Annotated in this window: 12 protein-coding genes; 5 read left to right on the top strand and 7 right to left on the bottom strand. The window is 63.2% G+C overall.

The window, feature by feature from the left end:
* The first annotated feature begins 2 nt into the window (after window positions 1-2).
* A complete protein-coding gene (locus ACXAEH_RS00395; RefSeq protein ID WP_475030522.1) occupies window positions 3-986 on the top strand; it encodes a GlxA family transcriptional regulator in 984 nt (327 codons plus the stop codon).
* On the opposite strand, the gene ACXAEH_RS00390 is transcribed toward ACXAEH_RS00395, so the two are convergent.
* The 6 genes from ACXAEH_RS00390 to ACXAEH_RS00365 form a co-directional block, all read right to left on the bottom strand.
* Window positions 977-2080 carry a cis-3-hydroxy-L-proline dehydratase gene (locus ACXAEH_RS00390; protein WP_475030521.1) on the bottom strand — a complete coding sequence of 368 codons (1104 nt, stop codon included), beginning with the start codon at window positions 2078-2080 and terminating at the stop codon, window positions 977-979. The genes ACXAEH_RS00395 and ACXAEH_RS00390 overlap by 10 nt on opposite strands.
* 10 nt (window positions 2081-2090) lie before the next feature.
* Window positions 2091-2813, bottom strand: a complete 723-nt coding sequence (locus ACXAEH_RS00385; protein ID WP_475030520.1) for an amino acid ABC transporter ATP-binding protein — start codon at window positions 2811-2813, stop codon at window positions 2091-2093.
* Complete coding sequence (locus ACXAEH_RS00380) at window positions 2810-3472, bottom strand: amino acid ABC transporter permease (protein WP_475030519.1); 663 nt, start codon at window positions 3470-3472, stop codon at window positions 2810-2812. The genes ACXAEH_RS00385 and ACXAEH_RS00380 overlap by 4 nt, the downstream gene beginning before the upstream one ends.
* A gap of 12 nt (window positions 3473-3484) precedes the next feature.
* Entirely contained in the window at window positions 3485-4144 is a 660-nt protein-coding gene (locus ACXAEH_RS00375; RefSeq protein ID WP_475030518.1) for an amino acid ABC transporter permease, read from the bottom strand.
* Window positions 4145-4207: 63 nt separating this feature from the next.
* Window positions 4208-5017, bottom strand: a complete 810-nt coding sequence (locus ACXAEH_RS00370) for a transporter substrate-binding domain-containing protein (RefSeq protein WP_475030517.1) — start codon at window positions 5015-5017, stop codon at window positions 4208-4210.
* 213 nt (window positions 5018-5230) lie between these two features.
* Entirely contained in the window at window positions 5231-5929 is a 699-nt protein-coding gene (locus ACXAEH_RS00365) for a GntR family transcriptional regulator (RefSeq protein ID WP_475030516.1), read from the bottom strand.
* Window positions 5930-6069: 140 nt separating this feature from the next.
* On the opposite strand from ACXAEH_RS00365, the gene ACXAEH_RS00360 reads away from it, so the two are divergent.
* The 4 genes from ACXAEH_RS00360 to ACXAEH_RS00345 all read left to right on the top strand — a co-directional run bounded on the left by ACXAEH_RS00360 (window position 6070) and on the right by ACXAEH_RS00345 (window position 10877).
* Window positions 6070-6975, top strand: coding sequence for a dihydrodipicolinate synthase family protein (locus ACXAEH_RS00360; RefSeq protein WP_475030515.1), 906 nt, complete (start codon window positions 6070-6072; stop codon window positions 6973-6975).
* A gap of 4 nt (window positions 6976-6979) precedes the next feature.
* Window positions 6980-8494 (top strand): aldehyde dehydrogenase, encoded by a 1515-nt coding sequence (locus tag ACXAEH_RS00355; protein ID WP_475030514.1) that lies wholly within the window; start codon window positions 6980-6982, stop codon window positions 8492-8494.
* Window positions 8495-8575: 81 nt separating this feature from the next.
* Window positions 8576-9610 carry a proline racemase family protein gene (locus tag ACXAEH_RS00350; RefSeq protein WP_475030513.1) on the top strand — a complete coding sequence of 345 codons (1035 nt, stop codon included), beginning with the start codon at window positions 8576-8578 and terminating at the stop codon, window positions 9608-9610.
* Between the two features lie 4 nt (window positions 9611-9614).
* Window positions 9615-10877, top strand: coding sequence for an NAD(P)/FAD-dependent oxidoreductase (locus tag ACXAEH_RS00345; protein WP_475030512.1), 1263 nt, complete (start codon window positions 9615-9617; stop codon window positions 10875-10877).
* 127 nt (window positions 10878-11004) lie between these two features.
* Here the strand turns inward: ACXAEH_RS00345 and ACXAEH_RS00340 are convergent, their stop codons facing one another.
* On the bottom strand, window positions 11005-12657 hold the full coding sequence (locus tag ACXAEH_RS00340) for an ABC transporter substrate-binding protein (protein WP_475030511.1): 1653 nt from the start codon (window positions 12655-12657) through the stop codon (window positions 11005-11007).
* Window positions 12658-12691 lie beyond the last annotated feature (34 nt).

The following is a 12691-nucleotide window of genomic DNA, read 5'->3' as shown; positions in this document are numbered from 1 at the left end:
CCATGCCCCAAGCCGACATTGTCCTGACCGGAAACTTCCCGATCCTGTCGCTGACGCTGGTGACCGAACCGCTGCGGGTGGCCAACCGCGAGAGCGCGGGTACGCTGTGGCGCTGGCGGTTCCTGTCGGTGGAGGGCGGTTCCCTGACCAGTTCCAGCGGCATTGAAATCCCCACCGAAGCGCTGGACAGCAACAGCGCAGACGTGGTGCTGCTGCTGTCATCCTACCACCCTGAGACAGCAGTCGCCGGGCCATTGCTCAGCTGGCTCAAACGGCGCGCGCGCGAGGGCGCGGTAATGGGCTGCGTCGACACCGGGGCGCTGATCTTTGCCGAGGCCGGGCTGCTGCGCACCCGCCCGGCCGCGGTGCATTTCGAGGCGCTGCGCGGCTACCGCGAGAAATTCGGCGGGGAAATGTTTGCCGACCGGCTGTTCGATGTCTCCGGCAACCGCTGCTCAAGCGCCGGAGGGGTGGCCACCTTCGATATGACTCTGGGGCTGATTGAGCATTTCAACGGGCGGCAGCTGGCGGACCGGGTGGCCGAAATTCTCACCTACCGGCCAACCAAGCACGGCGGGCCGCAGCAACGGCTGCTGACCGATACCTCGCTGGCGCGGCTGGACCGCAATCTGGCCAAGGCGGTCGACCTGATGATCGCCACCCTTGACCAGCCTATTCCCATTGCGGTGATCGCCGCCCGCGTCGGCGTGCCGCTGTGGACCCTGGGGCGGCTGTTCAAGCATCACCTGAAAGAGACGCCGGCAGGCTATTACCGCAACCTGCGGCTGGCCGAGGCGCGCAACCTGCTGCTCAATTCCAGCCTGCGCATCGGGGAGATCTCCAGCCTCTGCGGCTTTGAAAACCCCGAAAGCTTTGCCCGCGCCTACAAGCGGAAATTCGGCAAGTCAGCTTCCGCCGCGCGAACTGCACAGCCGTCGCCGGGGACCGCGGCGGAGGTCCTTGGCAGCGGCGGCTGTCAGGAATAGCTGGCTGCCGGTGCGCCCAGTACGCCGAAATCCGGGACGATCCCCAGACCGGGCGCATCCGAGGCGGTCATCTTTCCGTTCACCCGCTGCGGTGCCCCCGAGGCAATCGTCACCGTGCCATAGCTGTTGAAATCGGTGGCCGAGAAACAGAACTCCTCCGGCGTTGAGCGCGCCAGATGGGCAATCGCCGCGGTGGTGATGTCACCGCCCCAGGTGTCCTCGATGGTCATCGGAATGCCGGAGGCGACACAGAGGTCGCGCATCAGCTTAGCCCGGGTCAGGCCGCCGACCTTGGAGATCTTGAGGTTGATCACGTCCATTGCATCCTCGGAAATGCCGCGCACCAGCATGCCGGCACCGTCGATCACCTCATCCAGCACAAAGGGCAATCCGGTGCGGCGGCGGATCGAGACGCTTTCCTCGTAGGTGGGGCAAGGCTGCTCGATATAGACATCAAGATCCTGCACCGCCGCGACGACCCGCGCCGCCTCGTGCCGGGTCCAGCCGGTGTTGGCATCGGCCACCAAAAGGTCCGACGGTTTCAGCGCGGCGCGGGTGGCCCGGATGCGGTCAATATCGTCATTGGCCGCGCCGCCTACTTTGAGCTGGAACTTGGTGTAGCCCTCAGCCGCATAGCCTTCGATCTTGGCGGCCATCTGCTCCGGGCTTTCCTGGCTGATCGCCCGGTACAGGGAAATCTCGCCCTGGGCAGCGCCGCCCAAAAGGGTATAGACCGGCTGGCCGGTGGCCTTGCCCAGCAGGTCCCAGCAGGCGATGTCAACCGGCGCCTTGGCATAGGGGTGGCCGCGCAAGGCCGCATCCATCCGCCGGTTGATGCCGCCGGTATTCAGCGGATCCTGCCCGATCAGATGCGGCGCCAGTTCCTGCAGCCCCGCCCGGACGCCCAGCGCAAAGGACGGCAGATAAGCCGAGCCCAGCGGGCAGCATTCGGCATATCCGGTCAGCCCCTCATCGGTTTCGATGCCGACAACCGTGCTGTCGAAGACGTCGATATAGTTGCCATTGGACCAGCTGTAGCGGCCTTCCTTCAGCGGCAGGTCAACCTGCCAGACCTTGATCGCGGTGATTTTCATGAACGTTTCCTCACTTCACCTTGGACAGGAATTTCTGCAGATGCTCCGACTTCGGAGCGCCGAACAGCTCTTCGGGCGGGCTGATTTCCTCCATGATGCCCTGGTGGAAAAACGCCACCCGGTCCGAGACTTCGCGGGCAAAGCCCATCTCGTGGGTGACGCAGATCATGGTCATGCCCTCCTCGGCCAGCAGCCGCATGGTGTCGAGCACCTCGCCCACCAGTTCCGGATCCAGCGCCGATGTGGCCTCGTCGAACAGCATATAGCTGGGCTCCATCGCCAGGGCGCGGGCGATGGCCAGGCGCTGCTGCTGGCCGCCGGACAGGGCCGAAGGGTAGTTGTTCAGTTTGTCGCCCAGGCCGACATGCACCAGCTGTTGCTCGGCAATTTCGCGCGCCCGGGCCTTGTCCAGCCCGCGCACGATGCGCGGCGCCAGGGCCACGTTTTCCAGCACAGTCAGATGCGGGAAGCTGTTCCACTGCTGGAACACCATGCCCAGGTTCTGGCGCAGCGTATTGACGTTGGTGCCCTTGCCATGCACGTCGGTGCCGTCCACCAGAACACAGCCCTGCTGGATCATCTCCAGCGCGTTGATGCAGTACAGGAGTGTGGATTTGCCGGAGCCCGAGGCGCCGATGACGCTCAGCACCTCGCCTTTCTCCACATCCAGATTGATGCCTTTCAGCACATGCAGAGCGCCGAAATACTTATGCAGATCGCGGATTTCGATCATTGGGTCCACCTCTTTTCAAGCCGCGCGGCGTAGTGGGAAATCGGGTATGACAGGGCAAAGTAGAACGCCCCTGCGATGGCCAGGATCAGGAAGGTTTCCTGGGTGCGGGTAATCAGGATCTGGCTGGCCTTAAGCAGTTCCACATAGCCCAGCACCGACACCAGGGCGCTGTCTTTCATGACGCCCAGCGCGACGCCGATCCAGGCCGGGAACACGGCGCGCAGGCCGATCGGCCAGACCACATACCGCATGTCCTGCCAGTAGCTCATGCCAAGGCTGCGGGCGGCGCGGCGCATCGGGCCGCCGACCGCCTCGATGCCCGCCTGCGCCACTGTGGCCACATTGGCCGAGGTGTAGACGATCAGCACGATCAGCCCGGCCTCGAACGGGTTCAGCCGCAGGCCGATCATCGGCGCGAAGTTGAAGAACAGCACCAGCTGGATGATCAGCGGCACCGAACGGAACACATCCAGCACCGGCGCCAGGGTCAGCGCCCCGGCCCTGCGGCTGACGCTAAGCAGCCAGCCGAAGACAACGCCCATGGCACTGCCGAAGGCAATGGCCAGGATGGAAATCCACAAGGATTTGAGTGCGGCTTCGCCCAGGAACCAGAGGTCGTTCAGCGTGAAGCCGGAGAAGAAAGTTGCGGTAGGTTGCATGCCGGCCCCTCCTCAATATCTGAACAGGCGCGCGGCCAGCAGCCGGGAGGCACCCAGGATGAGCTTGACGATCACGTAGTAGATCACCGCGGTGACTGCGAAATACTCAAAGATCCGGAAGGTCTTGGAAGCAAAGAACTGGGTCTCACCCGACAGCTCACGGAAGCCCACCAGCATGCCCAGCGAGGAGATCAGCACTGCCCAGACCATCTGGTTGGTGATCGGCAGATAGACGATGCGCAAAACCTGCGGGATGATGATCCGGGTATAGGCCTGAAACGCCGTCATGCCGAGGCTGCGGGAGGCACGGATCTGGGTCTGGGGCACGGCGCCGAAGCCGCCGCGGAAGTTTTCCGCCAGATAGCCTGCGTTGTTGAAGCTCAGCGCCAAGAGCACGATCATATAGGGGCTCAAATGCAGCCCGAAGGAGCCGAGGCCGAAGCCGAAAAAGAACAGCTGAAACAGCGCAGGCGTGTTGCGGGCCAGCTCGACCCAGGCCGAGGCCAGCCATTTGACCGGCCCGGTCATATGCAGCCGGATCAGCGACAGGCCCAGGCCGATCACGATGCCGAAGACGATGGAAATAGCGGCGACCTGCAGGGTCAGCAGCGACGCTTCCAACAGCTCGGGCAGCGCCTTGATCACCGGCCGCCAGTGAAAGTTGTAGTCCACGGGTCTACTCCCTTTGGAACCGCTCCCCGGCCCATGCAGGAGCCGGGGAGCGCGGGTGCCGGATCAGTAGTAGACGCCGGGAATGCGCAGCTCGGGCGCTTCACCGCCGACATATGTGCCCCACAGCTCCTGATAGCGGCCGGAGCGCACCTGATGGGTCACAAACAGGTTGAGGTAGTTCAGCCAGGTGACATCGGTGCGCGGGCCGACAACCGAGGTGTAATCGGTGCCCCAGGGCATCCGCGGACCGGCCACCAGGCTGTCATACTGCTGGGTCACCGGCAGCACCGCGGTGTTTGTGGTGATGCCCGCATCCGCCTTGCCCTGGGCCACTGCCAGAAAGACCTCGTTTTCGGACTGATAGCCCTGGTAGTTGCCCTCTTCGCCCCATTCCTTGGCGATCTTCAGCCACTCCTGCTCGGGGACCGTGCCGACGGCCGCCGCCACCCGCTTGCCGCGCAGGTCCTCAAAGCTTTGGATGCCGGTGTCTGCCCCGACAACAACCTGGGCGTAATAAATCGCATAAGGCACCGAGAAGCCCACGGTCTTGGCGCGCGCCAGCGAATCCGAGGTGCCGCCGAACACCACATCGGCGCGGTTGGTCACGATCACCGGCAGGCGCTCGGCCCATGTCACCGGAATGATTTCCGCCTCAACCTCCAGCGCCGCGGCCAGATCCTTGCAGTAATCGACGTCATAGCCCGCGGGTTCGTTGTTGGCATCGCGGTAGCCGATCGGCGGGAAGTCCAGCACCACACCGCAGCGCAGCACGCCCTCGTCAATCACATCGTCCAGCTTGTCCGCTGCCGCGGCGCCAGCACCAAGCCACAGCGCAGCGGCGGCTGCGGTCAGGATCTTTGTTGCCTTGATCATGTCTCTTCTCCCTGTGTCCACCGGCGTTCCGGCGCAATGGGAGCCTGTGTATCAACTCGAGTTTAATTTGTCGACATTTTAGTCGACAAATAAGTCGACAGAAAACCGGCAAAATCCAAAAGCAATCACTTACACCTTGATACAAAACAGAAAAACGCGCCTAACGGCGCGCTTTTCCTTGTTCCACTTCGTAGGATTTACATTTGGCGGGTCCTAGTATTCCACAGAAAACCCGGTCATTTGCCTGCTGCCAAGATAGCTGAGGAATCGCTGCTGCATCTCGATGGTGTGCTCGCGGGCATAGCGCTCGGCCCGCTCTGGATCCCGGGCTTCTATGGCGGCGATCAGATTGTCATGGCCGCCCAGCAGCTCGACCGGCAGCACATCACCGTAGGATTTGAAATACAGCCGCAGGAACCTGCGCCCGTCGTCCAGCAGCTGGGCATAAGCCTCTTCCAAGTACTTGTTGTTGGTGGCCTGGGCGATGGCGACATGGAAATCACGGTTGCTGAGGATCATGCCCAGCACATCATTGGCCTTCACAGCGTCGACAAAGCGCTGCTGCGCCTCCTTGATCAGTTCCAGCCCGCGTTCGCTGCGCACCTCGGCGGCCAGCCGCGTGGCAGCGCGCTGCACCAGATCCAGGGTGTCGACATATTGCGGAAACTCCTGGATCCGCAGCTGGGCAACAATGGTGCCCTTGTTGGGCAGGGTCTGCAGCAGCAACTCTGACACCAGCCGCACCAGCGCCTCCCGCACCGGCGACCGCGACACACCGAATTGGGTTGCCAGACGCAACTCATCGACCAGCTCGCCGGGCTGCATTTCCAACGACAGGATTTCGTCCCTGAGCGTCTCGTAGATCGTCAGGGCACCAAAGCCGCGCGCATTTTTCCGTTTGTCTGTTGCCATTTATCCAACCCGCCTTTCGGCTTCACTATCCCATCTGACAGGCTTGAATTCAAGCTGGACATCCACGGCTGCCTTTACTGTATACTGATTGTCGGCAAATTTGCATACAAACCGCCGGCATGGCGAACAGGAGATACAGCATGCGCTTCACCGGAATCTACACCCCGATCATCACCCCGTTCCTCGACGACGGATCGATTGATTGGAACGGCTACGCAGACGTCATCGAATGGCAGATTGAAAACGGCGTCGCCGGGGTTATCGTGGGCGGCTCCACCGGCGAGTTCTATGCGCTGTCCAAGGAAGAGCGGATCCAGCAGTTCCGCTTTGCTGCTGAGCGGATCAACGGCCGGGTGGAGCTGATGGCCGGCGTCAACGACATCCGGGCCGGGGAATGCCTGGAGATCGTTGCGGCTGCAAAAGCCGCCGGTGCCCAGTCGCTGCTGGTGGCCGCACCGCCTTATTCGCTGCCCTCCGAGGCGGAACTGGCGCATCATGTCCTCAAGATCGCCGAGGCCGGGCTGCCGATCATGCTTTATAACTACCCGGGCCGCACCGGCATTGAGATGGGCGGGGAGTTCCTGTCGATCGTGTCGCAGAACCCGCTTGTCTGCGCGATCAAGGAATCCAGCGGCGACTATACCCGCCTGCCCTATCTTGCCCGCAACTACCCTGGCATCGAGCTGGTTGTCGGCGGCGAGGAGCAGGTGCTGGAATTCGCCGCCTGGGGCGCCAAGGCCTGGGTCTGCGCAAGCGCCAATATCTTCCCGGCGGAATGCGTGAAATTCATGGAGATCGCCGCCAGCGGCGCCGATCAGGCGCAGGCACGGCAGCTGATGGCGGCCTTCATGCCGCTGATGGGCATCCTCGAACAGGGCGGCAAGTTCCTGCAATGCGTCAAGCACGGCTGCGCCGAACAGGGCCGCCCCTCGGGCATCGTGCGGCCGCCGCTGCTGCCGATGGACGACACGCTGAAGCAGGAGATGAGCAGCATCGTTGCTGCCACCCGGCAGGACGTGAACGCAATCCTCAACGCAAAAGGCTGATCAGATGTCCGATCTTTTGACCAAGGAAGACTATCAGGCGGTGGCCGCAGGGCTCAGCCTGCCCACCGACCCCTTCATCAACGGCGCCTTCCGCAAGCCCAATGCAGGCAAGACGATGGAGACCGTCAATCCGGCCACTGGCCAGGTGCTGGCGCAGATCTCGGCCTGCGACGCCTCCGATGTCGACGATGCCGTGGCCGCCGCCAAGGCCGCTTTTGACAGCGGCAGCTGGTCACAGCGCCATCCCGGAGAGCGCAAGGCGGTGCTGCTGCAGCTGGCGCAGCTGATCGAGGATAACCAGACCGAACTTGCCGTGCTGGAAAGCCTGGAAAGCGGCAAGCCGATCAGCGAATGCGTGCAGACCGACCTGCCAGAGACTATCAGCACCATCCGCTGGCACGCCGAGGCGATCGACAAGCTGTATGATCAGGTTGCCCCGGCCAATGCGGACGGCATCGGACTGATCGTGCGCGAGCCCCTGGGCGTGGCCGGCTGCGTGCTGCCCTGGAACTTCCCGCTGATGATGCTGGCCTGGAAGATCGGCCCGGCGCTGGCGGGCGGCAACAGCGTGGTGGTGAAACCTGCCGAGCAGACCTCGATGACAGCGCTGCGGGTGGCTGAACTGGCGCATCGGGCGGGCATCCCCGCGGGTGTGCTGAACGTGCTGCCGGGCCTGGGTCCCGATGTGGGCGAGCCGATGGGCCGCCATCCGGACATCCAGGCGCTCTCCTTCACCGGTTCGACCGAGGTGGGGCGGCTGTTCCTGGAGTTCTCGGCGCAAAGCAACCTCAAGAAGGTGATCCTGGAATGCGGTGGCAAGAACCCCGCGGTGGTGCTGTCCGATGCAGGCAATCTGGACGCGGTGGCCGAACACGCCGTCTTTGCCGCGCTGTGGAACATGGGGCAGAACTGCACCGCAAACTCACGGCTGATCGTGCACAAGGATCTGGCGGGCGAGCTGCTGGTGAAAGTGCAGGAGAAACTGGCGGAATGGCACACAGGCGACCCGCTGGACCCCTCGAACCAGCTCGGCGCCATCATCTCGCAGGAGCAATACGGCAAGATCCTCGGCTATATCCAATCGGCCAAGGACCAGGGCGCCGAACTGGTGGCAGGCGGCAAGGCCATCGAACGGGACGGCGGATTGTTCATCGAGCCGACGCTGTTCACCGGCGTTACCCCCGACATGACCATCGCCCAGGAGGAGATCTTTGGCCCGGTCTTTGCGATGATGGTTGCCGGCAGCGACGCGGAGGCCATCAAGCTGGCCAATGACACCTGCTACGGGCTGCAGGCCTCGCTTTACACCTCCAACGTGACCAAGGCGCATAAGTTCGGGCGGGCGCTTCAGGCCGGCACGGTGTCCGTGAACTGCTATGGCGAAGGTGACATCACTACGCCCTTCGGCGGCTACAAGCTGTCGGGGTTCGGCGGCCGCGACAACTCGCTGATGGCGCATGACCAGTACACCGAGACCAAGACGTTGTGGATCGACATCAGCGCCGATCCGGCGGCGTGATCCAACCTCATGCCGGCAGCCCTGCGCTGGCGGCATGACCCCCAAAATTGCAAACACTGACCCAGCCAAAAGGACGTCAGCATGCGCTGGAAAAAGACAATCACAATGGTCGAGGCCCATGCCGAGGGTGAAGTCGGCCGCATCGTCACCGGCGGCGTCTTGGACGTGCCCGGCCGTACCATGCTGGAGAAGATGAACCACATCAACCAGGTGGACGACAGCCTGCGCCGCTTCCTGGTGAACGAGCCGCGCGGCTGCGCGCAGATGAGCACCAACCTGCTGCTGCCCAAGACCATCCCCGAGGCCGACGCCGCCTATATGATCTTTCAGGGTGATAAGGCGCATGCAATGTCCGGCTCCAACAGCATCTGCCTGGTCACGGTGCTGCTGGAAACCGGCATGATCGAGATGGTCGAGCCGGAAACCATTGTCACACTGGAAACTCCCGCCGGGCTGGTACGGGCGCGGGCTGCCTGCAAGGACGGCAAATGCGAGCGGGTGAGCCTGGACATGCCGCCCTCTTACGCCGACCAGCTGGATGCGGTGGTCGAGGTTGACGGGCTGGGCAAGGTCACTGTCGACATTGCTTTTGGCGGCATCTTCTACGGTCTGATCGACCCGACGCAGTTCGGCCTGCGGATCACACCAGAGAACGCGCGAAAGCTGGTGGAAATCGGCTGCCGGGTGCACCGGGCGATCAATGCCCAGCTTGTGGTGCGCCACCCACAGCTGGAAGGGCTTGAGGGCATCTCCTACACGATGTTCGTCAGCCACGATGATGACGGCACCATGAAAGGCGCCACCATCCTGCCGCCCGGGCGCATCGACCGCTCGCCTTGCGGCACCGGCAATTCGGCCCGGCTGGCCTGCATGCATGCGCGCGGCCTGGTTGCCGAAGGCTCCACGCACACCGCCCGCTCGATCATAGACAGCACATTTGAGGTGACTGTCACCGGCACAACTGAGGTTGCGGGCCGCCCGGCGATCCTGCCGCGGGTGTCCGGGCGCGGCTGGGTGCATGGTCTCCACCAGATCGGCCTGGACCCTGCCGACCCCTACCCGCTTGGCTATATGGTTGCCGACTGCTGGGGCGACGCCTTTGATTTGCTGAGCTGACATGATGAGCACGGAATTCGGAAAAGGGGCGTCCATCGCGGTGATCGGCGCCGGCATCATTGGTGTGGCAAGCGCCTTGGATCTCGCCCGGCGCGGCTATGAGGTGACGGTTTTCGACCCGGAACCGCCCGGCCAGGGCGGGCCATCCTGGCGCAATGCGGGGCAGATCGGCGCCTCCGACCTGCAGCCGCTCAGCACACCTGGCATTGCCCTGACTGGGCTGCGGATGATGCTGCAAAAAGACAGCCCGCTGCGCATTCCCGGGCTTGAGAAGCTGCGGCTGATGCCCTGGTTCAGGCAGTTCCTGGCCACTTCGCGCGGAGAAAACTACCAGCAGGCCTGCGCAGCGATGACCGCACTGGCGCGGCACGCCTTCGCGGATATGTCCGAGATGCTGGCTGCGGCTGGCATCGCTGGCAAAATGCGCCGCTCGGGCGCGGGCTTCATCTATGACAGCGCCCGGAGCTTTGCTGCCAGCCAGGCCACCTGGGCGATGAAGGCCGAGGCCGGCTTTGCTGCCCATCCGATGACGCGGCAGGATATTGCCGCCCGGCTGCCGGACATCGATGCCAGGTTCAGCCACGGCATGCTGTCGGAGAACTGGGGCGGTGTGACCGACCCGCTGGAAATCGTCCAGGACATTGCCCGGGCGCTGCAGGGCTGCGGTGCGGTCCTCCGGCGCAGCAAGGTCATTGGACTGACGCCTGTGGCCGAGGGTGTCTGCGTGGAAACGGATAGGGGCAGCCAGGTCTTTGACGGGGCAGTGATCGCAGCGGGCATTTCCTCTAAGCAGTTTGCCAAGGCGCTGGGGGAAAAGCTGCCACTGGCTGCGGAGCGCGGATACAACCTGACTTTCCCAACCCCCGGTTTCCGTCTGGAGCTGCCGCTGATCCTGCCGGACCGCGGCCTTGCCATCACCCATCTGGGCGAAGGGCTGCGGATCGGCGGCTGGGCGGAATATGCCGCCAATCCTGGCCGTCCGGAAAATAGGTCTTTTTACAAGGCCCTGTCGCGGATCAGTTCTGAGATCTTCCCAGGCTTGGACCAGACCGGCGCCATCGCCTGGATGGGCAACCGCCCCTCGCTGCCGGACTCAGTTCCGGTAATTTCGCGCTCCCTGCGCACCCCCCGTGTGTTCTACAATTGCGGGCATGGCCACTACGGCCTGTCCAACTCTGCCACCTCGGCCCGCATTCTGGGCACCCTGATTGCAGGCGGGGCGCAGCCCCGGGCTCACCGGGCCTTTGCCATTCAGCGCTTCAATTGAGGCCGCGCCAAACCGCAGACGGGACCTCAGGCCGGGAGAATGAGCCGGGAGAATGGGCCGCAGCCATCGGGAACCGTCCGCATGACCTGTATCGGCAGCTAGGGCTTTGGCCTCAGCTGCCGTCTATTCAGCCGGAGTACCCGATCCGGTAAGGAAATATCTGGGAGGCCGGGTGCATATCCGCACCAATGATGCCAGGCTTGTGGTGGCGGAAAAGGCTGCGCCAATAAGGCTGAATGGTTACGCCTTCCTCCTGCATAATCTCCTGCAGGCGTTTTGATATTGCACGCCGTTTGCCAGCATCGGCAACCGCCAGGGCCTGATCGAGAAGACCATCGAACTCGGCGTTGCTGAAGCCGGATTCATTCCACGAGGCGCCGCTTCGGTACGCAATATTGAGCACCTGCACTCCCAAGGGCCGGTGGTTCCAGTTGGTGGCCGAGAACGGGAACTTGTCCCAGTCGTTCCAGAACGCCGCCGAAGGCACCACGCTGCGCTTGACCTTGAGGCCTGCGTCCCGCAGCTGTGCGGCGGTTGCATCGGCAGTGTCTTTCATCCACCCTGTGTCGATCGAGAAGAGCTCATGCTCGAAATCTGCCATCCCGGCCTCTTCCAGCAGGCGTCGAGCCTCTGCGGTGTTCCTCGAAATCGGCGGCAACTCGGCATATTCCGGGTGGATCGGGGAGACATGGTGGTTCTCGCCCGGGGTCCCCAGCCCGGCATAACCCAGCTCCAGCACCGTGGAATTGTCGACCGCCAGGGCGAGCGCCCGCCGGACCCTTACGTCTGAATAGGGGGCCGTGCCGTCCACTTCCGCCAGCTGCTGGGGCCGCAGCACAATGGTCTGGCCTGTCACGGCTTCGGATTTCGTCCAGCCGAGATCGTCCAGGATGGCGATGAATTCACCGGTGGATTCATAGAGAACATCCACCTCGTCGCTTTCGACAGCCGAAAGAGCGGTGACCATTTCCGTTCCGAAGTCGATGATTTCGACGCGGTCCAGATACGGGCCGCCATAGACAGCGGTACCCCACCATTCTGAATCCTGGATGCGCTCTATCGCCATTTGCGTGCCGACCGCATGTTCCACCAGGCGGTACGGGCCTGTGCCGATGGCGGTGGTGATATCATCCGGGTCAAAGGATGGATGCGCGATCGCGGCGGCATAGTCAGCCATGGACGGGATCAGGGTGATGTCGGAAATGCGCGGCCGCAGCACGATGGTCTGCGGATCCGCGATGCTGACCGCCCCCTCCGCTGCCTGGCCCGTTTCCGGATCGATCAGCGAATTGACCCGGTTGGGCATTCCGTTGCCTTCAACGGTCTTGTCGCACCAGCCCTCGATTGCGCGCGCCACGTCTTCGACGGTCAGATCGTCGCCATTGGACCATTTGACACCCTGGCGCAGGTGAAGGGTGTATTCGGTGGCATCCTCATTGACCTCCCAGCTTTCCAGCAGCATGGGGCGGAACGTGCCATCGGCCTGATACTCCACCAGGCTTTCGAAGAACCCGGTGGTGAGATTGCCCATTTCCACCGTGTCATACATGCGCGGCACACGCAGTTCGCGCACCGGCATCGCAATGCGGACCGTGCCGCCCTGTTTTGCAGCGGTTTCCGCCTGCGCCGGGGCAGGCAGCCCGATCATCGCATAGGCTGCACCTGCGGAAACGCCCATGGCAGTGGCCCGGGAGAGGAATTCGCGGCGGCTCATATCGCCGCCCGTGCATTCCTTTGCCCATTGTTTGGCGGCCGGATGGGCGGCACTGGTCGTTGTCATCTCATTCTCTCCTGTCGGGAAGTGGCTGGTTTTT

The organism is Leisingera sp. ABM4_060 (assembly GCF_056158765.1).
Note: the sequence above shows the minus strand (reverse complement) of the source record. Positions and strands in the feature narration are given on the sequence as shown.